We start from the raw sequence: 20,756 nt of genomic DNA on the forward strand, positions 1-20,756 counted from the left end.
CGGCCTTCTGATAGTGCTGACGTACAGGCGTGGGCACTGGCTATGCTGGGCCGACGAATCGATACCCAAGGACAGAAGCATGAGTATGACGTTTTCCGGTCAGGTCGCCCTGGTGACGGGTGCAGCCGCAGGCATTGGCCGTGCTACGGCACTGGCATTCGCTGCCGAAGGTTTGAAGGTAGTGGTCGCAGACCTGGATGTGGCGGGCGGCGAGGGCACGGTTGAACTGATCTATGCAGCAGGTGGTGAAGCGGTTTTTGTGCGCTGTAATGTCACCGAGGAAGCGGATGTGCAGCACCTGATGCAACAGGTGATCGTTGCGTATGGCCGGCTGGACTACGCCTTCAACAATGCGGGCATCGAGATCGAAAAAGGCCGGCTGGCGGAGGGTACCCTGGACGAGTTCGACGCCATCATGGGCGTCAACGTCAAGGGCGTGTGGTTGTGCATGAAACACCAACTGCCGTTGCTGTTGGCCCAAGGCGGTGGCGCCATCGTCAACACTGCCTCGGTCGCTGGGTTGGGTGCGGCGCCAAAAATGAGTATTTATGCCGCCTCCAAGCATGCAGTGATTGGTCTGACCAAGTCGGCGGCGATTGAGTACGCGAAAAAGAAAATCCGCGTCAATGCCGTTTGCCCGGCGGTGATCGACACAGACATGTTTCGTCGCGCCTATGAAGCCGACCCGCGTAAAGCCGAGTTTGCAGCCGCCATGCACCCGGTAGGGCGTATCGGTAAGGTCGAGGAAATCGCCAGCGCGGTCCTTTACTTGTGCAGCGATGGTGCGGCATTCACCACCGGTCACGCACTGGCCGTAGATGGCGGCGCGACGGCCATTTAGGACCTGATGCCGTGGGGTATTCAGAAAGACCTTTGGAGCGCTGTGAGACTTTTCCGGCGATGGCTAGATGCCTCGATCCATTATGTTTCAATAGGTAAATAACCCAGTAAAATCAAAGCTTTAATAAACTTATGGACGAAGTGTGGTGGACCTTCTGTGCTTAACTGGTTTGGGTTAAATGACAAACAGATTAAGCAGGTGGCGCATGGATTTAGAGATCAATCGACAAGCCTTGATACCGGTGGTTCAGCAGATCGTCAGCGCAGTGGCCGAGTGGATTCGGGAAAGCGGGGTGAGTCCTGGCACTCGCCTGCCTTCCATCCGGCAACTGGCTCATGACAACCTGCTCAGTCAATCCAGCGTGATCGAGGCATTCGAACGAATGGTGGCCGACGGCCTGTTGGCCTCAAGGCACGGTTCGGTTTTTTTCGTCGCGGCGCAACCGCCTGCCGACAGCCCTGCCACTGAATGCCAATGGCATGAGGGGGCAGAACAGGACTGGGGCGCCTTTACCGATGGCCCGTTGGGCGAGTTAAAGCTGGGATGCGGTTGGCTGCCGGACTCATGGCGCGAGAACGATGACATCAGCTATGCGATTCGTGAAATCACCCGCACCGATATCGCCGGGGTTTTCAACTACAGTACGCCCCTTGGCTTACCGGTATTGCGTGAGCAGTTGTTCAAGCGCCTGACCCAGATTCAAGTGGCCGCCAGCGCCGACCGTATCCTGACGACCCAGGGCGCCAGTCATGCCCACGACTTGTTGATACGCACGCTGCTCAAGGCCGGTGACACGGTCGTGATTGAAAGCCCGGGCTATGCCAATCTCTATCGCTTGCTGGCCTTTCATGGCGTCAAGTTGCTGGAGGTTCCCAGGACGCGCAGTGGCCCGGACCTCCAGGCCCTCGAAGCGTTGCTGGCGATTCATCATCCCCGGTGCTTGTTCATCAATAGCCTCTACCATAACCCGACAGGCACCAGTCTTTCCTTGGCGGTGGCCGAGCGCCTGTTGCATCTGGCGCGTACCCGGGATTTCCTGATTATCGAGGAGGACGTCTATGGCGACCTGCAACACGCCTCGTGTACCCGGCTGGCGGCTTTATCCCATGACGAAAGGGTGATCTACGTCGCGAGTTTTTCCAAAACCTTGAGTAGTGCGCTGCGAGTCGGCTATCTCACGGCCAGCGCAGCCATTATCGCGCAGTTGGTCAAGGTCAAGACGCTGACGGGCATGGGAACCTCGCGTTTTGCCGAGGCCGTAGTGGCCACGCTTTTGGCCAACGGTACCTATCGCAAATGGGTCCAACGTTTGCGTCGGCGATTGAGTGCAGAAATGGCCGCGACCCTGCAAGTGCTGGAAGATGAGGAGTGGGAGGTTTTCGCCGTGCCAGCGGGCGGTATGTTTCTTTGGGCGAGGCCGGGGGTGGGGGATAGATCACAATTGCCGGCACAGGCTCGTCGCTGCGGGGTCCTACTATCGTCGGGCTCCTTGTTCAGCCCGACGGGCGAGCACAGTGACTGGCAACGTATCAATGTGGCCTATGCAGGTGACCGGCGGGCGCAGGCGCTGTTCAAGGCCATGGGCCCGTCCGGATCGACCTCCACGAGTCTGAAAACGACGAAGATGTAGCTTTTTGCCATTATTCTCGTGCTGGCATCTTGTGTTCCGGGGCTTGTCGTTGCGAATCTCCCCGCATGGATACCGAGGTTGTGGTATTCGCCTTGCCAAGAGGACTCAAACGCAATGATTTCGGGCATGCAACGACGTTTTTCCAACCTTGGAATGGCGAAAAAACTGGCGCTGGGGTTCTTCCTGGTTCTTCTGCTGACGGCGGCGGTGGCTGCGATTGGCGTGTGGTCCCTGCAAACCATCGGCTCTCGATTCGAAGGACTCAAAGGTATGTCCTCCCTCAACAATGGTTTGTTGAAGGTGCGCTTGATCGAGCAGAACTACGCATTGCGCTCCGATTCCGAGTCCGTGGATGCCTTGAATGAAGGCGTGGATGGCCTGGTGGCTGAAGCGCAGGCACTCAAAGCTTTGTCTGCAGCCAACGAGCCGGCAATGACGGCGGTGGAGCAGGCCCTGACTGCCTATCGCCAGGCCTTCGACGAGTTCGTAGAGCTGACCCAGTCCAAGGACCTGGCGTTGGAAATGGCCAGTTGGTCGGTTTCCAGCGTTGCCAATAACCTCGATGTGTTGCAGGCCGGTCTGGCGGATGACGGTGCTTACGAACTCAAGGAAAGCCAGGGCAGGGAGGGTGCTGAGCTTATCGAGCAGGCCGGGCAGGTGGGGCAGGTTTCGCGCCTGATGCTGCAGGCCATGAACGAAGCGCGGGTGCGTCTGGATCAAAGTCGCAAGGGCGACGATGAAGAGAGTGCCGGGCAAGGCAAAATCGAGCAGGCCGAGCAAGCCCTGGTCCAGGCTGAACAACTGAAAACCACAGTCAAGGATCCGGGCTATCAAACTGTATTGAATGAAGTGGCCGGGCACATTGCCGCGTTCAGCGAGAAACTTGATGAGTACACCGGCTTGCTGGCTCAGGAAAAGATCGTCTACCAGCAATTGCATGACCGCGCGGACCAGGTGGTCTCGCAGGTCAATCAGGCTTACGACGCGCAGTACCGTTCGATGCAGGAGCAATTGCATGAAAGTGCTTGGCTGATCATCGTTTCCTCGGCCCTGGCTTTATTGATGGGATTGATTGCCGCGTGGGTCATCACCCGGTTGATCGTCACGCCATTGCGCAGTGTGATCGGGGTTGCGCAGAAAATTGCCGCCGGCGATCTCAGTGGTCGAATGGAGGTAACCCGACGTGACGAGATGGGGCAGTTGATGCTGGCCATGCAGCAGATGGGGAGCGGCCTGAGTAGCATGGTCAGCGGTCTGCAGGCGGGTATCGAGCAACTGGCCAGCTCCGCCCACTCGTTATCCAGTGTGACCGAGCAGACCAATATTGAAGTCAGCAGCCAGAAAGAGGAAACCGAGCAAGTCGCTACCGCAATGAACCAGATGACCGCCACGGTCCACGATGTGGCCCGCAACGCCGAAGAAGCGGCACAGGCCGCGCAGACTGCTGATGCCAAGGTCGACGGTGGCCAGCGGGTGGTGCGCCAGAGCTTGCAGCGCATCGAGTTGCTGGCCAGTTCCGCGATGAGCGCCAGCACCAGCATCGAGAGGCTGAGCGCGGAAATCCAGAATATCGGGAGCGTTCTGGAGGTGATCAAGAGTGTGGCGGAGCAGACCAATTTGTTGGCGCTGAACGCGGCTATCGAAGCGGCACGGGCGGGTGAGCAGGGGCGTGGGTTTGCGGTGGTGGCCGATGAAGTCCGGGCGCTGGCTCGACGTACCCAGCAATCAACCGAAGAAATCGAGCGATTGGTGAGTACCTTACGCAGCGCGGCGCAATCGTCGGTGCAGGAGATCAAGCAGAGTGGCGAGCTGGTGAAGCTGGCGGTCAGCGATGCATTGGAAACCGAAAGTGCCTTGGGCAGCATTGCCGCGGCGGTATCGCTGATCCAACAGATGAATCAGCAGATCGCGGCGGCGGCCGAGGAGCAGAGTTCGGTGGCCGAAGAAATCAATCGCAGCGTCACCAGTATTCGCGCCAGCGCCGATCAATCGGCGTTGAGCATGCAGGGTAGCGCGGCGTCGAGCATTGAGCTGGCGCAGTTGGGGGCTGAGCTTAAAGGAATGGTGGGGCACTTTCGTCTTTGATCACCGCGAGGCCGCGGCGATCAAAGGCTGAGTGGTCAGGTATGATTGGCGAGGAAGGTGAGCAAGGTCTCGTTGACGATGTCAGGGTTTTCCAGGCTGGAGATATGTCCGGCGTCCGCGATCAGCGTCAGGTCGCAGCCGATCAACTCGGCCATTTCCCTGGATTCGGCGGGTGGGCGCGGGGTGTCTTGCTCTCCACACATCACCAGGCAGGTCTCGGCGTTCAGGCGCGGCAGTTGCTCCAGCAGATCGTCGCGCCCGAAGATCAAGCGGCCCAGGGGCACGATGCTGTGCAGCAGGCGGTCTTTGGGGTACGTCGTCAGTGACTGGCGAAAACTCTGGTACAGCGCCGATTCCCGGTCGATGCCAGGGCGGAAGAAAATCGGCGCGATCACATCCAGCAGTGGCTCAGGGATAGCGCCCACGTCCTCAATCATCTTGAACAACGAGAAGTAATACGCGCGGGTCGCTTCGGGCTCCGCACCCAAGTAAGTGTCCATCAGCACCAGGCTGTTGACCCGCTCGGGCGCTTGCAACGCCAGGCGTGCGCCCCACATGCCACCGACCGATAAACCCACCAGATTGACTTGAGCGATGTCCAACTGGTCCAGCAAGGCCAGGGTCTGGCGTGCGAGGTCGTCAAGGGATTGTGTGGGCGCGGGTAGCGGGCCCGATTCGCCATGGCCCCATAGCTCGGGAACGATCACTCGGTATTTTTGCGACAGGGCGGTTATCTGCGGTGCCCACATGGTGCGGTCCCACAGGTAACTTGAGCCAAGCAAAACCACGGGACCGCTGCCTTGATCCAGATAGTGCAGCGGTTGACCATCAACGACGACGACGGGCATAGCGGGCCTCATTTGTTAAGAGAAGGAAGCCCACTTTTGTACGCGAGTTGCGCGAAGGAGGATAGATGCAGAGTGATGGCACGGGCGCAAACCCTCTGCGCCCACGGGGTCGGCGGTGAGGGTCAGTCGTAAATCGCCTTCTTTTTCCACTCGGCGTCTGCATCCACGACTTTCAAACCTTCGGTCAACTCATTGACCTCGTCAGCGACCGGCTGACTGTTGCTCAATACCATGGAGTTGGCGCGTGCCAGCTGATTTTCCAAAACCTGCAACTGTTGGCTGTAGGTCGCCGGTTCAGGCTGTTTGCGCAGGTATTGCACACCACGTTCGAACGCCAGGCGCGCTTGGCCGGGCTGTTCCTGTTGCAGGGCGTGCTGGCCGAGGTGGTTGAAGAACTCGATATGCAGCAACACCAGGATGTGGCGGATTTCCCTGATCCAATGCTTGGCTTCATTGGTGGGTAAAAAGCCGTCCTGAGCCGCGCGGGTGACTTGGCCGTGGAGTGCTTCCAGCAGAAAACGCACGTCTTTGGCCTTGGCTTCGGTCTGGATCGGGGAGGGTGGGTTGTTCACCGGGATCGATTCACCCTGGCCGATCAGCGCCTCAAGTTCCTTGATACGTGACTTGAGGGCAGCGCTGGATTTGTTGAGGGTTAGCAGGCGCTGGTTGACGTTCAGTTCCAGGCGAGTCAACAGCAGCTTGAGCGCCGGAGTCATCAATTGGCCCGGGAAGGTTTCGGTGATCTCGCCACAGCGCCGCAACCGGTCGTTGAGTTCAATCTGAGCCCGGGCCTTTTCCAGTTTGGTGTTTTCCACCACATGGTTCATATAGCCAATGGCGATCAGTACTACGATCCCGGCTATTACCAGCAGGGTGATCATGATTGGTGTCACCGGTGCGACCTCTTTATGGGATGTACGTTGAAGTGTAGTGATTGCGGCGTGTGGCGGATAGAACTGTTCGACGAGTTGAATCCGTCTTTTCCTTATATAGGAAGCGGCTTACATGGGTGCAGATTGCCATCATCTACTGATGCGAACTATAGCGCCTTGTGGGGTGCCAGAATATAGGCGTCAAACCGCGGACGGCGAGAAACTCCGCCGGTGCTGGTAAAGCAAGGCGAAGTCATTGATTTAAATAAATTTATCCATGGGGGTTGACGACCTTTCAATCCATCCATAGAATGCGCGCCACTTACAGCGTAAAGCACACAGCGAAACGCGATAAGCAGTGAATGTTGTACGTGTGTCCCCTTCGTCTAGTGGCCTAGGACACCGCCCTTTCACGGCGGTAACAGGGGTTCGAGTCCCCTAGGGGACGCCATTGCGGGAATAGCTCAGTTGGTAGAGCACGACCTTGCCAAGGTCGGGGTCGCGAGTTCGAGTCTCGTTTCCCGCTCCAATTTTTAAGCAGTGTGGCTCCAGGGCGGCACTGAGTGAAACCAGGACCAAGTCTTAGGGCTAGGGTCTGGGCACTGGAATACACACCATGTGTTTCAGTTAGCGTGTCCCCTTCGTCTAGTGGCCTAGGACACCGCCCTTTCACGGCGGTAACAGGGGTTCGAGTCCCCTAGGGGACGCCATTTGCGGGAATAGCTCAGTTGGTAGAGCACGACCTTGCCAAGGTCGGGGTCGCGAGTTCGAGTCTCGTTTCCCGCTCCATATTCAATAAAAACGCCGCTCAGCAATGAGCGGCGTTTTTGTTTGTGTGCGATACAGCGCCGGTAAATGGACCTGCCGACATAGCAGGTCCACGTGGCTGATCAGAGCTTCGGCAATTGCCCGATACGGCCCATCATCTCGGTCACGATCTGCAGGTCCAGCAGGAATTGCTCGACGGTCTTGAACTCATTGTCGGTGTGCCCGGTGTATTTGGCTTCGGGCCGTGCCAGGCCGAATTGCACACCGTTGGGCAGTTCATGTACCGACGTTGCGCCGGCCGAGGTGCCGAAAGTGTGTTGCATGCCGAGGTTTTCGCTGGCGACTGCCAGTAGCGCCTTGACCCACTCGCCTTCGGGGTTGCGGTACATCGGCTTGGCGATCGAGTAATCGAAGGTCGGTGTGATACGGGTCTGGTTGCTCCACGCTGTGAGCTTGTCGGCAATTTCCTTCTTGAGCGCTTCCGGGGATTTACCTTTTGGTACCCGCAGATTGACGGCGAGCTTGAAGGTTTTTTCATCCATGCCAATAAACGTCGGGGAGGCGGTCAGCGGTCCCATGAACGCATCGGAAAAGCCCACGCCCAGTTTGCCACCGAGATAATCCAGGCCCCAGTTGTCGGCAGCGTAGCGGGCGGCGTCGGTCATTTCGTTGTGCTTGAGCGCCACCTTGCCATTCAGGCTATTGATGAAGTCAAGCATCCTCGCCACCGGATTGACGCCGGACTCGGGTTCAGATGAGTGGGCGGAAACACCGGTCACTGTCAGCTTGACGTCGTTGCCGACCACCTTGGCGTCTATCTGGAAATCGGCACCATTCGCCTTGGCATAAGCCATGCCGGCCTGTTGCAGACTGGCAGCCAATTCGACGGGTTTGTCACTGCGCAGCGTAGCCACTGAAGCCGACGGAATCTGGTTGGTCGCCAGACCGCCGGTCATCGAGATGATTTCGCCACCGTTGCCTTCTGCCTGGCGCTTGGCAAAAGTCGCCATGACAGTGCCATAGCCTTTCTCGGCGATCACCACTGGATAGCCGCCATCCAGCGCCAGGTTGTAGTTCGGCGTGGGGTTGCGTTCAAAGTAATAGGGAATGGCGTCGCCGGTGGTTTCTTCGGTGGTATCCACCAGCAATTTGAAGTTTCTCGCCAGTGGCAGCTTTTCTTCCTTGATGACTTTCATGGCATAGAGCGTCACCACGATGCCATTCTTGTCATCCTCGGTGCCGCGGCCATACATGCGGTCGCCGATCAAGGTGACCTTGAAAGGATCAAGCCTGGTGCCATCCGCCAGCACCCAGTTTTCGGGCGTCACCGGAACCACGTCGGCATGGGCGTGAATGCCCACTACTTCATCACCCGTGCCTTCCAGGGAGACTTCATAGACGCGGTTATCGACGTTGCGAAAATTCAGGTCAAAGGACTGCGCGAGGTGCTTGATTTTGTCGGCGATCTTGAGGAATTCAGGATTGTCGTGTTGGGCGACGCCTTCAACCTGGAAGGTCGGGATCGCAACCAGTTCGCGCAAGGTTTCGGTGGCTGCAGCCCCATACTTCGCGCGTGCGTAGAGACCCAGCAGGCGATGGATTTCGTTCTGTTGTTCGGCTGAAAGCGTTTTGTTATCGAGGAAGGTCTTGATCGCCGCGCCGAGGTTGGCGGTCTTAGCCGCATCGCTCTTGGCCAGGCTACCTAGGAACGTGCGGAAATCCTTGTCCGACGCTTCATCGAAGGTCTTGAGAATGCTCGCACTTTGTTGCGGCGTAATGTTGGCGAAGGTCGGGGTGGCGAACGACGACAGGCCGGCGACCATCAAGGTAGCGGCGGCCAGGTGCTTGAGCGAAAAATCCATGTTTGTTGGCATTCCTTTGTGGTTGGTGTGTGGGAGATTTCTGATTTATAGGTCAGAAACATCTCCACACATTATCACCAGTCGGCAAGGAGAGGAAGGGCTTAATCAAGGGTGTAGCGGACCGACAGCGTCCCTTTTTTTTCTGACAGCGACAGAATTTTCACTTGGCCTACTTGCCCCAGTGTTTGCACGTGGGTACCGCCACAGGCATAGACCGGCAGTTCACCGAAGCCGACTGCTCGCGTGTCGCCTTCCAGCAGCATATGGCGGGGCAAGTCCGCGTTGATCCATTGATTGACTTGCTGTTGCAATGCACCGGCGTCTATGGCGTGCGCCGACTCGCCAGGTATAAATGTGATCTTGCCTTCGCCAGGCCAGTGATGGGCCTTGATCGGCATCCAACCCAGGTTTTCACCTGCGTTGCCGATCAAATGCCCGGCGGAATGCAGGCGTGTATGCAAGACGCGACGTTCTGCGTCGACCCGCGCTTGCGTGATGCCGAGTTCGAGCGGCTGGTCGACATAATGCACAATGTGCTCCGCTTCCTGTACCACCTTCAACACTCGGCTATCCCCCAGCCAGCCGGTGTCGAAAGGCTGACCGCCGCCCTGGGGGTGGAAGGGGGTTGAGTGCAGAACCACTGCAAACTGCTGTTCTCGGGGTGTGCATTCCAGCACCTCGACATCGGCAATCAGGTGGTCGTGGGTAAAAAACAGGCGTTCGGTCATCATCTGCATCCGCATCTGGGTTCTGTCTGGCAGTATAAATAGTGCGTTAATAGGTGATAATCCGCTGAAAATTCAATGGACTTGTGCCTGATGAGCATCAATCTGCCTTTGCCGTTGTTGAGCGATATGGCGATTTTCGTCAAGGTGGTCGAGACCGGCAGCTTCTCCGAGGCGGCGCGTCAGTTGGGCGTCTCGCCGTCCGCCGTGAGCCGTAGTATCTCGCGCCTGGAGAAGACCCTGGCCACCCGCCTGCTGCAACGCACCACCCGCAAGCTGCGTCTGAGCGAAGGCGGTGAAGAAGTCTTCAAGCGCTGTCAGGAGATGCTCGATGCAGCGCGCTCGGTGATGGAAATCAGCGGCCAGTACACCCATGAAGCCGAAGGGCTGGTGCGGGTTAGCGTGCCGAAAGCGGTCGGGCGGTTTGTCGTGCATCCGCATATGCCGGAGTTTTTGCGACGCTACCCCAAGGTGGATGTACAACTGATCCTGGAAGATCGGCATGTGGATTTGATCGATGACAATGTCGACCTGAGCATTCGTATCACCGACAGTCCGCCGCCGGGATTGGTGGGGCGTCAGTTGCTGCCCATCGAACACCTGCTTTGCGCCACGCCGCACTACCTGGATGGGCACGGTACACCGACGCATCCTCATGATCTGTTGCAACACAGCTGCATTTATCTGGGGGAAACACCGGGCGATGCACGCTGGAAATTTCGTCAGGGCGCCAAGGCGGTGACGGTTGGCGTGCGCGGGCGCTATGCGGCCAACCATACCGGCGTCCGGCTGGAGGCGGTGTTGCAGGATGTGGGGATTGGCAGCTTGCCGTACTTCACGGCGCGACATGCGTTGGAGGCGGGAAGGTTGGTGCAGGTGTTGCCGGAGTGGGACTTTATTGCGTCATACCACGGTGATGCCTGGTTGTTGCATTCGCCTACGCGGTACCTGCCGCCGAAGTTGCGGGTGTTTATCGATTATCTGGTGGCGTGTATGGCGAAAGAGCCGACATTGCGCCGGAAGGCAGGAGCCGGCAAGCCAGCTCCCCCATGAAAGTCAGTGCTTGGACTGGTCGTCGGGCATGGCCAGCAACTGCTTTTCCTGGTTCCAGTCGAACGGTTCGTCGTTCTGCTCGGCTTCATAACGGCGTTCTTCCAGTGCCTGGTAGAGGTCGAGTTCGTCGTCGGGCATAAAATGCAGGCAATCACCGCCAAAGAACCATAGCAGGTCGCGTGGAACCAGATGAGCGATTTGCGGGTAGCGCAGGATGACCTGACTCATCAGGTCCTGGCCCAGATACTGGCTTTCGATGGGATCGATAGGCAATAGGGCGCGCAGCTCATCGAAGCGTTCCAGGAACAGCGCGTGGCTTTCCTCTGGAACCTGCTCGGCTTCGCCGACGGCAACCAGAATGCTGCGCAGGTGGTCGAGCAAGACGAGATGATCGGCAACGACGTTGGACACGAGATAAGTCCTCAAAAGCAAAAACGGGCGCGGGAGTATATAGCTCCCGCGCCCGTTTTTATATGACCGTTGGGTTAGCGCACCCGACCTGGCGCTTGCGCCAGTTCCTCTTTGCTGAAGTCATCCACATCGATCACCTTGCGTCGCGCCGCCTCGGCATCATGCAGCGTCTGCGCCTCGGCCGCTTGCAGCACGCCTGCCTGCAACGCGGCGTCGATGGCATTTTCCCCGGCGATCGGTTTGAGCTGACCGCTTTTGAGCGCACTGTGGAGTTTTTTCTGCAGCGGATGGCTGGCGTCGAGCAGGTCGTAGGCATGCTGCAATGCGCCCACCGGATCCTCGGCCGATTGTGGACGATAGCAACCGGCCAACAACGCTTCGAGGGTCGGATCACCCTTGGCACGGCCGATCACCGCTGCCACTTCGGCATCCAGCGCATCGGAAGGGCCTTTGTGGCGACGACCGAACGGGAACACAATCACTCGCAACAGGCAGCCGAGGATTTTATTCGGGAAGTTGTCGAGCAGTTTATCCAGTGCCCGTTCCGACTGCCCGAGGCTTTCTTCCATGGCCCAGGCAAACAACGGCTCCAAATGCCCGGGGGAGTCGAGGTCGTGGTAGCGCTTGAGCGCCGCCGAGGCCAGGTACATGTGGCTCAGCACATCACCCAGTCGTGCCGACAGGCGTTCGCGACGTTTCAGTTCGCCACCGAGCAGCATCATGCTCAGGTCGGCCAGCAAGGCAAATGCAGCGGCCTGACGGTTAAGGGCACGGAAGTAACCCTGGCTCAGGCGATTGCCCGGGGCTTTTTCGAAGTGTCCCAGGCCGAGGTTCAAGACCAGGGTGCTGGCGGCGTTGCTGACGGCGAAACCGATATGTTGCAACAGCAGGCCATCGAACTCCTTGAGCGCCTGGGCATGGTCTTCGCGACCCGCCAGCGCCATCTCCTTGAGTACAAAAGGATGGCAACGAATTGCGCCCTGGCCAAAGATCATCAGGTTGCGCGACAGGATGTTCGCACCTTCCACGGTGATGAAAATCGGCGCCCCTTGCCAACTGCGACCCAGGTAGTTGTTGGGGCCCATGATGATGCCCTTGCCGCCGTGTACGTCCATGGCGTGGCTGATGCACTCACGGCCGCGTTCGGTCAGGTGGTACTTGAGGATCGCCGACAGCACCGAGGGTTTTTCCCCCAGGTCGACAGCGTTGGCGGTCAGTATCCGTGCACTGTCCATCAACCAGGCGTTGCCGCCAATGCGCGCCAGCGCCTCCTGAATACCTTCGAATGCCGACAGCGGCACGTTGAACTGTTCGCGTACCTGGGCGTATTGGCCAGTCACCAGGCTGGTGAACTTGGCCGCGCCAGTGCCCACCGCGGGCAGGGAAATCGAACGGCCGACCGACAGGCAGTTCATCAACATCATCCAGCCCTTGCCGAGCATGTCCTGGCCGCCGATCAGGAAGTCCAGCGGAATGAATACATCCTTGCCCGAGTTGGGGCCGTTCATGAACGCCGCCCCCAATGGCAGATGACGTCGGCCGATTTCCACGCCGGGAGTATCGGTGGGAATCAGTGCCAGGCTGATACCCAGGTCTTCTTCCTCGCCCAGCAGATGATCCGGGTCGTAGGCCTTGAAGGCCAGGCCCAGCAAGGTCGCTACAGGGCCCAGGGTGATATAGCGTTTTTCCCAGTTCAGGCGCAGGCCGAGGGTTTCCTTGCCTTCCCATTCTCCCTTGCAGATCACCCCGGTATCGGGCATGGCGCCGGCGTCGGAACCCGCTAGCGGGCCGGTCAGGGCAAAACACGGGATATCGTCGCCACGGGCCAGGCGTGGCAGATAGTGATTACGTTGTTCATCGGTGCCGTAGTGCAGCAGCAGTTCGGCGGGGCCCAGGGAGTTGGGGACCATCACGGTAGACGCGAGGTCGCCACTGCGGGTCGCCAGCTTCATCGCGACCTGGGAGTGGGCGTAGGCGGAGAAACCCTTGCCGCCGAACTCCTTGGGAATGATCAGGGCAAAGAAACCGTGTTGCTTGATGTGTTCCCAGGCGGCGGCCGGCAGGTCCATGGCCTGGCCGATCTCCCAGTCGGTGACCATGGCGCACAGATCTTCGGTGGGGCCGTCGATAAACGCCTGCTCTTCCTCTGTCAGTTGCGCCTTGGGATAGGCCAGCAATTTGTCCCAATCGGGGCGACCACTGAATAGCTCGCCGTCCCACCACACGGTACCGGCATCAATGGCATCGCGTTCGGTCTCGGACATCGGCGGCAAGACTTTCTGAAACCAACTGAACAGCGGGGCGGTGAAGTAGCGACGACGCAGGTCCGGCAGCAACAACGGCGCGGCCACCACCGCGAGCAACACCCAGAAGATCAGCAGCAACCAGCCTGGCGCATGACTGAAGGCGCCCATCGCCAACAGGTAGACGGCTACCACGCCCAGGGCGGGCAGGGGCGCGGTGCGACGGTGTGCCAGATAGGCAATCCCGAGCACCAGAACCAGTATCCACAACAACAGCATATTCAATCCTCCGTGAAACCAGGGCAAAACACCCTCAGAGCTTAGTCGGTGTCCGAAAAAGCGTGCGTCGAGGGTGTTACGTGTTGTGCCAGGCAGTACGATTCAGACACAGGCGTGAAGCGCCGACATTTGGCCGAATCGTCGTTATCCCTGGGCCGGACCTGTGGTTAGACTTCAGGTTCGCCTCGGAGAAAATTCCCATGAATGCGTACTTGAGTCCCAGCCGCTTCATCGATAGTGACCACCCTGCGGTGGTGGAGTTCGCTGAAAAACATCGCGGTTCGAGCCTTGATCCCCGTGACCAGGCAGTCAGTCTCTACTACGCCGTGCGTGAGGCGGTGCGCTACAACCCTTACACCTTCAGTCGTGATCCGCAAACCCTCAGCGGCAGTTACGCGCTGGCCGCAGGTCAGAGTTATTGCGTGCCCAAGGCCACCCTGTTGGCGGCCTGTGCGCGGCATTGCGGCATACCGGCTCGCATCGGCCTGGCCGATGTGCGAAATCACCTGTCGACCCCGCGCTTGATCGAGTTGCTCAAAAGTGACGTGTTCGCCATGCACGGTTACACCGAGCTGTATTTGCACGGGCATTGGGTCAAGGCCACGCCGGCGTTCAACCAGCAACTGTGCGAATTGTTCGATGTACCGCCACTGGATTTCGACGGAATCAACGACAGTGTTTTCCACCCGTACAACCGCCAGGGGCAGCGCGCCATGGAATACGTGGTGGATCATGGACAGTTTGCCGATGTGCCTGAGGACTTCTTTTTTACCCACCTGGAGACATGTTACCCCCCACCTGTTTGGCGAGCAGATGCCGCCACTGCTGGGCGACATCCAGGGCGATTTAAGCCGCGGCTGAACCGGCGTATGCTGCCTCGGCATTCATCCATTGGGAGGCGGTCATGCTGAAGATCTGGGGACGGAAAAATTCGTCAAATGTCAGGAAAGCACTGTGGTGCGCCGAAGAACTTGGCCTGGACTATGAGGCGATCGATGCGGGTGGGGCTTTTGGTGTGGTCGATACCCCACACTACCGTGCGTTGAACCCGAATGGCCGGGTACCGGTGATTGAGGACGGCGACTTTGTGTTGTGGGAATCCAATACCATCGTGCGTTACCTCTGCGCCAAGCATGTTGCCGACTCCGCCTGGTATCCCGGGGACGTGCAGGCGCGGGCCAACGCTGAAAAGTGGATGGACTGGACCACCGCGACCTTCGCTGAACCGTTCAAGAGCGTGTTCTGGGGCGTGTTGCGCACCCCCGCCGAGAAGCAGAACTGGGACACCATCCATGCCGGTCGCCAGGCCTGCATCGACGTATTGCAGACCGTTGAGCGAGCCTTGACCAGGCAACCGTATTTGTCGGGTGCCGAGATCGGCATGGGCGATATTCCCTTGGGCTGCTTTATCTACGCCTGGTTCGAGATGCCCATCGAGCGACCAGCGATGCCCGCGCTAGAGGGCTGGTACCAGCGCTTGCAGCAACGTCCAGCCTATCGCAAAGCGGTCATGACCGCGTTGACTTAATACTGACTATTAATACAGGTGACTGTACTTGTGCGACGCGGGCAAGCACCATGCGTGTCCTGCGTCGCCGTTGCATTTAGTACGGCGCGCCCTTATCTATTTCCTGTCTCCCTTCTTCTTGGTGCGTAATCCGATATGAGTTCCGCTCTGTCCATCCGGCAGCTAACCAAAACCTACGGCAACGGTTTCCAGGCCCTGAGTGGTATCGATCTGGACGTCGCCGAAGGTGACTTTTTCGCCTTGCTCGGCCTCAACGGTGCCGGCAAATCCACCACCATCGGCATTCTCTCGACCCTGGTCAACAAGACCAGCGGCAGCGTGAATATCTTTGGCCACGATCTGGATAAATCCCCGGCCGCGCTCAAGCGCAGCATTGGCGTGGTGCCCCAGGAATTCAATTTCAACCAGTTTGAAAAGACCTTCGACATCGTGGTGACTCAGGCGGGTTATTACGGCATCCCGCCCAAAGTCGCCAAGGAACGGGCCGAGCAATACCTCACGCAACTGGGCCTGTGGGACAAGCGCGACGTGCCTTCACGCTCGCTGTCTGGCGGCATGAAGCGTCGGCTGATGATTGCCCGCGCCCTGGTGCATGAGCCACGCTTGCTGATCCTCGACGAACCGACCGCGGGCGTGGATATCGAACTGCGTCGTTCGATGTGGAGCTTCCTCACCGAGCTGAATGAAAAAGGCATCACCATCATCCTCACCACTCACTACCTGGAAGAGGCTGAGCAGTTGTGCCGCAACATTGGCATCATCGACCACGGCACCATTGTCGAAAATACCAGCATGCGCAACTTGCTCGGCCAGTTGCATGTCGAGACGTTCCTGCTGGACCTCAAGCACAACATGTCGGCGCCGCCGCACTTGCTCGGTTACCCGAGCCGCCTGGTGGATAACCACACCCTGGAGGTCCAGGTGGATAAAGCGGTCGGCATCACCGCGCTGTTCGCGCAATTGGCGACCCAGAACATCGAAGTGCTGAGCTTGCGCAACAAAACCAATCGCCTGGAGGAGTTGTTCGTGTCCCTGGTGGAGAAAAATCTGGCGAAGGTGGCGGTATGAGTTCCGAACTGCAACCCAACCTCGTCGCGCTGCAAACCATTGTCTACCGCGAAGTGAAGCGCTTTACCCGGATCTGGCCGCAAACCCTGCTGCCGCCGGCGATCACTATGGTTCTGTACTTCGTGATTTTCGGTAATCTGATTGGTCGGCAGATCGGCGATATGGGTGGTTTCACCTATATGGAATACATCGTGCCGGGTTTGATCATGATGTCGGTGATTACCAACTCCTACGGCAACGTGGTGTCGAGTTTCTTCGGCAGCAAGTTCCAGCGCTCCATCGAGGAATTGATGGTGTCACCCGTATCGCCCCATACCATTCTGATCGGCTATACCTTGGGCGGCGTGCTGCGCGGGCTGATGGTCGGGGTGATCGTGACGATCCTGTCGATGTTCTTCACCCACCTGCAGGTGCATCACCTGGGCGTGACTGTTTTGGTGGTGGTGCTGACAGCGACGATCTTTTCGCTGCTGGGGTTTATCAACGCGGTGTTTGCGCGCAACTTCGATGACATCTCCATCATTCCGACCTTTGTGCTGACGCCGCTGACCTACCTGGGCGGGGTGTTCTACTCCATCACCCTGCTGCCGCCATTCTGGCAGACCGTTTCGCTGGCCAACCCGGTATTGCACATGGTCAATGCGTTCCGTTACGGGATTCTTGGGGTATCGGATATCAAGATCAGTGTGGCGATCACCTTTATGATTGTGGCGACCGTGGTGTTGTACTTCGGTTGTGCGCGGTTACTGGTGAGTGGGCGCGGGATGCGTACCTGAATCCTGTCCTGTGACGAGAGGGACTTTTCCTGTGGCAAGAGGGCTTGTCTGTGGCGAGGGGGCTTGTCCCCCGTTGGGCTGCGCAGCAGCCCCCAAACCTGTCACCCCAGTTTGGACTGAAGGACGGGGGAGGCTTTTTTGGGGCTGCTGCGCAGCCCAACGGGGGACAAGCCCCCTCGCCACAAAAGCGGTATCAGGTGCATCACTTGCTTAACTGAACCAGAGGACAAGCCTTCCTTATGGTGTGGCCACTGTCGGGCCCCAGCGACGTCCTACTCGTCGGCTGCGGCGGGAGTTGCCAGTGCCAGATCTATAAGTTGGTGCAACTCTTCCACGCGCAGCGGCGCACTCGCAAACAGAATCCTGAACACTGTCGGCGCCGCCAGCAGATTGATCAGCCGATCGACGCTGGGCAGCGGCTCGGCGCGGTCGGCGTAGCGATCCAGGATGACTTGCAACTGCCCACCGAGGATCGTCACGCAATAGCCCGGCGTCTGGCTGCACTGCACATCACGCATCATGTTGCGCCCCGGCTCCGAACTCATCTCGTCCAGGTATTGCTCGGCCCAGGCTTGCAGATCACCTCGCAGGCTGCCGGTCTCGGCCGGGGCACTGTCGGGACGCATACGCGCCAGCGCGACGTCCGCGAGCAGGGCGGCAAGGTCGCCCCAGCGTCGGTAAATCGTGGACGGCGTGACCCCCGCGCGCGTGGCGATTTGCGGCACGGTGATACTGGCGCGCTCTTGCTCCTGCAGCAGCTCGCGTACCGCCGTGTGCACTGATTCTTGGACCCGGGCGCTGCGGCCCCCCGGGCGAAGGCCTTCTTTTATTGCCATGTTGCGACCTTAACACAAAGAATTTGCTTTAAGCTGGCGTCAGTAGCACACTCCACAAAAGCAAAATATTAGCTTTAGTGGAGCATGCCCATGTCCAGCGTTATCTCTCACCGCTTCGGCCTGGTGTTCCTGGCGATCACCTTGCTGACATTTCTCGCGGCCTCCAGTGCGCCGACGCCGTTGTATCACCTTTATCAAGAAGGCCTGCACTTTTCCTCCGGCACCCTCACGCTGATCTTTGGTGTGTACGCCTTGAGCCTGCTGGCGGCGTTGCTGACCGTCGGTTCATTGTCGGATCACTTGGGGCGCAAGCCGGTGATTTTTGTCGCGCTGGTGCTGGAGATGGCGGCCATGCTGCTGTTTATCAACGCAGACAGTGTCGCCTGGCTGATCGCCGCCCGGACTCTGCAGGGCTTCGCCACGGGCATGGCGACTGCCGTACTGGGCGCCGCGTTACTCGATATCGACCGCCAGCAGGGGCCGCTGGTCAATAGCATCACGCCGCTGCTGGGCATGGCGTGCGGCGCGATGGGCAGCAGTTTGCTGGTGGAGTTTGCGCCGCTGCCCACCCAGTTGATCTATTGGACGTTGCTCGCGCTGTTGGTGTTGCAAGGCCTTTTGGTGTGGCGTCTACCGGAAAGCGTGAGTCCTGTCCCCGGTGCGCTGGCGTCACTGCGCCCGACTTTGCACGTACCGCCTCAGGCGCGTCGCGCCCTGTGGTTGTCGTTGCCGGTGGATGTCGCGGTATGGGCCGTGGGCGGCTTTTATCTGTCTCTGGCACCATCGCTGGTGCGGGCGGTGACCGGTTCGACCTCCAATCTGATTGGTGGCGGCCTGGTCGCGGTGCTGACGTTGAGTGGCGCGTTGATGATTTTCAGTGTGCGCAAGCATGCGGCGGATAAGGTGCTACGTCTGGGAGCGAGTCTGTTGGCAGTCGGTGTCGCGTTGATTCTCGGCGCCACTCACATGGGCAGTTTGCCGCTGTTTTTCTTGGCGACGCTGGTAGCCGGCAGCGGTTTCGGCGCGGGGTTTCTCGGTGCCTTGCGCAGCGTTGTGCCGCTGGCGTTGCCCCATGAGCGCGCCGGTTTGATGTCGGCGTTTTATGTACTGAGTTACCTGGCGTTTTGCTTGCCGACGCTGTTGGCGGGCAACCTGACGCGTAGCTTCGGCCTGATTGCCACCACTGACGGTTATGGCGCGGTGCTGATTGTATTGGCGCTCGGTGCGTTGATCGGCCTGATCTTGCAGGATGCGGCCAGGATCAGGGCGACGTCGGGCGGCTGAATCAGTACTATCCAACACCTTGTCGGGCCTGATCGAGATTCACCCATGAAGATAATCCGCAGCACGGAATTCACCGGCAGCCGTGCCTGGGAGGCGCTGGATATTGCCAATATGAACGGCATTACCACGCGTTTGCACTGGACTGACCAGCCGTATCGCTGGCACGTCAACGACGGGCAAGAGGTGTTCGTGGTGCTCGATGGGCGAGTGCAGATGCACTACCGTGAAAAGGGTGTCGAGCACATCGCGGAACTGAACGTCGGCGACATTTTCTATGCCAGTGCAGGCACCGAGCATGTCGCGCATCCGCAGGGCGCGGCGCGAATTTTGGTGATTGAATCGGAAGGCAGTGAATAATCTCATATAGGTAAAACAGATAATATATAGAGAAATTACCCGTTATATAGATATTCCATTTGTTTCTATCATGGCCTCAACTTCCATACGAGGAAGAGGAGTTAGCCATGACGTGCCCCAATAGCATCACCAGCAGCTACAAACCGTTCAGTCACCTGGTCAGCCCCAGGGAAGTCATTCGTCAATTCACCCCCAATTGGTTTGCCGTCACCATGGGCACTGGCGTGCTGGCACTTGCCCTGGCGCAACTGCCCATTACGCTGGCGGGCGTACACGCCATCGCCGAGGGGCTGTGGTGGATGACAATCTTTTTGTTTGTGTTATTCAGCGCGTTGTACGCCGCGCGCTGGGTGATGTTTTTCCACGAGGCGCGGCAGATTTTCGGGCACTCCACGGTTTCGATGTTTTTCGGCACTATTCCCATGGGCCTGGCGACCATCCTCAATGGATTGCTGCTGTTCGGCCTGCCGCGCTGGGGCGATGGCGTGGTGCAACTGGCCGAAGCCGTGTGGTGGCTGGACGTGGCCATGGCGCTGGCGTGCGGGGTATTGATCCCGTTCCTGATGTTTACCCGCCAGGAGCACAGCATCGACCAGATGACCGCCGTCTGGCTGTTGCCGGTGGTGGCCGCCGAAGTCGCCGCCGCCAGCGGGGGATTGCTCGCGCCGCATCTGGCCGACGCGCCTGCGCAACTGGTGATGTTGGTCACCAGCTACGTACTGTGGGCGTTTTCCCTGCCGGTGGCGTTCAGCATCCTGACCATTCTGATGCTGCGCATGGCCCTGCATAAACTGCCCCACGCCAATATGGCCGCATCGAGCTGGCTGGCCTTAGGTCCGATTGGCACGGGTGCCCTTGGTATGTTGCTGTTGGGCGATGACGCACCGGCGATCTTCAGCGCCAACGGGTTTGTCGGCATCGGTGAGATTGCCCAGGGGCTGGGACTGGTCGCCGGTATCACTCCTTGGGGGCTGGGCCTGTGGTGGATGTTGATCGCGATCCTGATCACCCTGCGCTACTTGCGGGCCGGCATTCCCTTCAATCTGGGCTGGTGGGGGTTCACCTTTCCGTTGGGAGTGTATGCGCTGACCACCTTGAAACTGGGAAGCAGCCTGCACCTGGCATTTTTCAGCGTGGCCGGCAGCGCGCTGGTCGCCGCTCTGGTCCTGATGTGGCTGGTGGTTGCCAAACGCACGGTGCAGGGTGCGTATAAGGGTGAGCTGTTTGTCTCACCCTGTATTGCAGGTTTAGGGAATAAGTAACCAGGATTAGGTAAAGTCGTGGCCTGAA

At 58.8% G+C, this 20,756-nt stretch carries 17 protein-coding genes, 4 tRNA genes and 2 pseudogenes; 16 read left to right on the forward strand and 7 right to left on the reverse strand.

Annotated elements, in window-relative coordinates; genetic code table 11:
• Positions 1–79 precede the first annotated feature (79 nt).
• The 4 genes and pseudogenes from BLU75_RS04330 to BLU75_RS28225 all read left to right on the forward strand — a co-directional run bounded on the left by BLU75_RS04330 (position 80) and on the right by BLU75_RS28225 (position 4,556).
• Positions 80–841: an SDR family oxidoreductase gene (locus tag BLU75_RS04330; protein WP_084381113.1), complete on the forward strand. Its 762-nt coding sequence runs from the start codon at positions 80–82 to the stop codon at positions 839–841.
• A gap of 205 nt (positions 842–1,046) precedes the next feature.
• Positions 1,047–2,471: an aminotransferase-like domain-containing protein gene (locus BLU75_RS04335; RefSeq protein ID WP_090221375.1), complete on the forward strand. Its 1,425-nt coding sequence runs from the start codon at positions 1,047–1,049 to the stop codon at positions 2,469–2,471.
• Between the two features lie 1,062 nt (positions 2,472–3,533).
• A pseudogene (locus tag BLU75_RS28220) lies at positions 3,534–3,644 on the forward strand (HAMP domain-containing protein); the annotation flags it as partial.
• Positions 3,645–3,851: 207 nt separating this feature from the next.
• Positions 3,852–4,556 (forward strand): methyl-accepting chemotaxis protein, encoded by a 705-nt coding sequence (locus BLU75_RS28225; protein WP_414860569.1) that lies wholly within the window; start codon positions 3,852–3,854, stop codon positions 4,554–4,556.
• A gap of 35 nt (positions 4,557–4,591) precedes the next feature.
• Here BLU75_RS28225 and BLU75_RS04345 read toward each other — a convergent pair whose 3' ends face one another.
• Both BLU75_RS04345 and BLU75_RS04350 read right to left on the reverse strand, forming a co-directional pair.
• Positions 4,592–5,404 (reverse strand): alpha/beta fold hydrolase, encoded by an 813-nt coding sequence (locus BLU75_RS04345; RefSeq protein ID WP_084381110.1) that lies wholly within the window; start codon positions 5,402–5,404, stop codon positions 4,592–4,594.
• Positions 5,405–5,526: 122 nt separating this feature from the next.
• Positions 5,527–6,285 carry a hypothetical protein gene (locus BLU75_RS04350; RefSeq protein ID WP_084381109.1) on the reverse strand — a complete coding sequence of 253 codons (759 nt, stop codon included), beginning with the start codon at positions 6,283–6,285 and terminating at the stop codon, positions 5,527–5,529.
• Positions 6,286–6,651: 366 nt separating this feature from the next.
• Here BLU75_RS04350 and BLU75_RS04355 point away from each other — a divergent pair.
• The 4 genes from BLU75_RS04355 to BLU75_RS04370 all read left to right on the forward strand — a co-directional run bounded on the left by BLU75_RS04355 (position 6,652) and on the right by BLU75_RS04370 (position 7,065).
• A tRNA-Glu gene (locus BLU75_RS04355) sits at positions 6,652–6,727 on the forward strand.
• A gap of 2 nt (positions 6,728–6,729) precedes the next feature.
• Positions 6,730–6,805: transfer RNA gene (locus BLU75_RS04360), tRNA-Gly, on the forward strand.
• Positions 6,806–6,910: 105 nt separating this feature from the next.
• Positions 6,911–6,986: transfer RNA gene (locus BLU75_RS04365), tRNA-Glu, on the forward strand.
• Between the two features lie 3 nt (positions 6,987–6,989).
• Positions 6,990–7,065 (forward strand) — tRNA-Gly (locus tag BLU75_RS04370).
• Between the two features lie 101 nt (positions 7,066–7,166).
• Here the strand turns inward: BLU75_RS04370 and BLU75_RS04375 are convergent.
• Positions 7,167–8,906 (reverse strand): dipeptidase, encoded by a 1,740-nt coding sequence (locus tag BLU75_RS04375; protein WP_084381108.1) that lies wholly within the window; start codon positions 8,904–8,906, stop codon positions 7,167–7,169.
• Between the two features lie 101 nt (positions 8,907–9,007).
• Positions 9,008–9,634, reverse strand: a complete 627-nt coding sequence (locus tag BLU75_RS04380; protein WP_084381148.1) for an alanyl-tRNA editing protein — start codon at positions 9,632–9,634, stop codon at positions 9,008–9,010.
• Between the two features lie 90 nt (positions 9,635–9,724).
• On the opposite strand from BLU75_RS04380, the gene BLU75_RS04385 reads away from it, so the two are divergent.
• Positions 9,725–10,684: a LysR family transcriptional regulator gene (locus BLU75_RS04385; protein WP_084381147.1), complete on the forward strand. Its 960-nt coding sequence runs from the start codon at positions 9,725–9,727 to the stop codon at positions 10,682–10,684.
• 3 nt (positions 10,685–10,687) lie between these two features.
• Here the strand turns inward: BLU75_RS04385 and BLU75_RS04390 are convergent, their stop codons facing one another.
• Together BLU75_RS04390 and BLU75_RS04395 are read right to left on the reverse strand one after the other, a co-directional pair.
• Positions 10,688–11,095, reverse strand: a complete 408-nt coding sequence (locus tag BLU75_RS04390; protein WP_084381107.1) for a PA2817 family protein — start codon at positions 11,093–11,095, stop codon at positions 10,688–10,690.
• Between the two features lie 74 nt (positions 11,096–11,169).
• Positions 11,170–13,617 (reverse strand): acyl-CoA dehydrogenase, encoded by a 2,448-nt coding sequence (locus BLU75_RS04395; RefSeq protein WP_084381106.1) that lies wholly within the window; start codon positions 13,615–13,617, stop codon positions 11,170–11,172.
• A 200-nt stretch (positions 13,618–13,817) separates the two neighbouring features.
• Here BLU75_RS04395 and BLU75_RS04400 point away from each other — a divergent pair.
• The 4 genes and pseudogenes from BLU75_RS04400 (at position 13,818) to BLU75_RS04415 (ending at position 16,989) form a co-directional block, all read left to right on the forward strand.
• Positions 13,818–14,478: pseudogene (locus BLU75_RS04400) on the forward strand (transglutaminase-like domain-containing protein).
• A 43-nt stretch (positions 14,479–14,521) separates the two neighbouring features.
• Complete coding sequence (locus BLU75_RS04405; protein WP_084381105.1) at positions 14,522–15,145, forward strand: glutathione S-transferase family protein; 624 nt, start codon at positions 14,522–14,524, stop codon at positions 15,143–15,145.
• A gap of 135 nt (positions 15,146–15,280) precedes the next feature.
• A complete protein-coding gene (locus BLU75_RS04410) occupies positions 15,281–16,213 on the forward strand; it encodes an ABC transporter ATP-binding protein (protein ID WP_084381104.1) in 933 nt (310 codons plus the stop codon).
• Entirely contained in the window at positions 16,210–16,989 is a 780-nt protein-coding gene (locus BLU75_RS04415; protein WP_084381103.1) for an ABC transporter permease, read from the forward strand. The genes BLU75_RS04410 and BLU75_RS04415 overlap by 4 nt, the downstream gene beginning before the upstream one ends.
• Positions 16,990–17,261: 272 nt before the next feature.
• On the opposite strand, the gene BLU75_RS04420 is transcribed toward BLU75_RS04415, so the two are convergent.
• Complete coding sequence (locus BLU75_RS04420) at positions 17,262–17,825, reverse strand: TetR/AcrR family transcriptional regulator (protein ID WP_084381102.1); 564 nt, start codon at positions 17,823–17,825, stop codon at positions 17,262–17,264.
• Positions 17,826–17,915: 90 nt separating this feature from the next.
• Here BLU75_RS04420 and BLU75_RS04425 point away from each other — a divergent pair, with 90 nt between their 5' ends.
• From BLU75_RS04425 to BLU75_RS04435, 3 genes are all read left to right on the forward strand, one after another.
• On the forward strand, positions 17,916–19,109 hold the full coding sequence (locus BLU75_RS04425; RefSeq protein ID WP_084381101.1) for an MFS transporter: 1,194 nt from the start codon (positions 17,916–17,918) through the stop codon (positions 19,107–19,109).
• Positions 19,110–19,154: 45 nt separating this feature from the next.
• Positions 19,155–19,466, forward strand: coding sequence for a cupin domain-containing protein (locus tag BLU75_RS04430; protein WP_084381100.1), 312 nt, complete (start codon positions 19,155–19,157; stop codon positions 19,464–19,466).
• A 107-nt stretch (positions 19,467–19,573) separates the two neighbouring features.
• Positions 19,574–20,728, forward strand: coding sequence for a TDT family transporter (locus tag BLU75_RS04435; RefSeq protein WP_090221376.1), 1,155 nt, complete (start codon positions 19,574–19,576; stop codon positions 20,726–20,728).
• Positions 20,729–20,756: the final 28 nt, after the last annotated feature.

This window comes from Pseudomonas mucidolens (genome assembly GCF_900106045.1).
Lineage (GTDB): Bacteria > Pseudomonadota > Gammaproteobacteria > Pseudomonadales > Pseudomonadaceae > Aquipseudomonas > Aquipseudomonas mucidolens.

What these genes read in the sequence shown, in the direction of transcription:
- BLU75_RS04330 (WP_084381113.1), top strand. Translation starts at nt 80, where the DNA reads ATGAGTATGACGTTTTCCGGTCAGGTCGCCCTGGTGACGGGTGCAGCC.
- BLU75_RS04335 (WP_090221375.1), top strand. Translation starts at nt 1,047, where the DNA reads ATGGATTTAGAGATCAATCGACAAGCCTTGATACCGGTGGTTCAGCAG.
- BLU75_RS28225 (WP_414860569.1), top strand. Translation starts at nt 3,852, where the DNA reads ATGACCGCCACGGTCCACGATGTGGCCCGCAACGCCGAAGAAGCGGCA.
- BLU75_RS04345 (WP_084381110.1), bottom strand. Translation starts at nt 5,404, where the DNA reads ATGCCCGTCGTCGTCGTTGATGGTCAACCGCTGCACTATCTGGATCAA.
- BLU75_RS04350 (WP_084381109.1), bottom strand. Translation starts at nt 6,285, where the DNA reads ATGATCACCCTGCTGGTAATAGCCGGGATCGTAGTACTGATCGCCATT.
- BLU75_RS04375 (WP_084381108.1), bottom strand. Translation starts at nt 8,906, where the DNA reads ATGGATTTTTCGCTCAAGCACCTGGCCGCCGCTACCTTGATGGTCGCC.
- BLU75_RS04380 (WP_084381148.1), bottom strand. Translation starts at nt 9,634, where the DNA reads ATGACCGAACGCCTGTTTTTTACCCACGACCACCTGATTGCCGATGTC.
- BLU75_RS04385 (WP_084381147.1), top strand. Translation starts at nt 9,725, where the DNA reads ATGAGCATCAATCTGCCTTTGCCGTTGTTGAGCGATATGGCGATTTTC.
- BLU75_RS04395 (WP_084381106.1), bottom strand. Translation starts at nt 13,617, where the DNA reads ATGCTGTTGTTGTGGATACTGGTTCTGGTGCTCGGGATTGCCTATCTG.
- BLU75_RS04405 (WP_084381105.1), top strand. Translation starts at nt 14,522, where the DNA reads ATGCTGAAGATCTGGGGACGGAAAAATTCGTCAAATGTCAGGAAAGCA.
- BLU75_RS04410 (WP_084381104.1), top strand. Translation starts at nt 15,281, where the DNA reads ATGAGTTCCGCTCTGTCCATCCGGCAGCTAACCAAAACCTACGGCAAC.
- BLU75_RS04415 (WP_084381103.1), top strand. Translation starts at nt 16,210, where the DNA reads ATGAGTTCCGAACTGCAACCCAACCTCGTCGCGCTGCAAACCATTGTC.
- BLU75_RS04420 (WP_084381102.1), bottom strand. Translation starts at nt 17,825, where the DNA reads ATGGCAATAAAAGAAGGCCTTCGCCCGGGGGGCCGCAGCGCCCGGGTC.
- BLU75_RS04425 (WP_084381101.1), top strand. Translation starts at nt 17,916, where the DNA reads ATGTCCAGCGTTATCTCTCACCGCTTCGGCCTGGTGTTCCTGGCGATC.
- BLU75_RS04430 (WP_084381100.1), top strand. Translation starts at nt 19,155, where the DNA reads ATGAAGATAATCCGCAGCACGGAATTCACCGGCAGCCGTGCCTGGGAG.
- BLU75_RS04435 (WP_090221376.1), top strand. Translation starts at nt 19,574, where the DNA reads ATGACGTGCCCCAATAGCATCACCAGCAGCTACAAACCGTTCAGTCAC.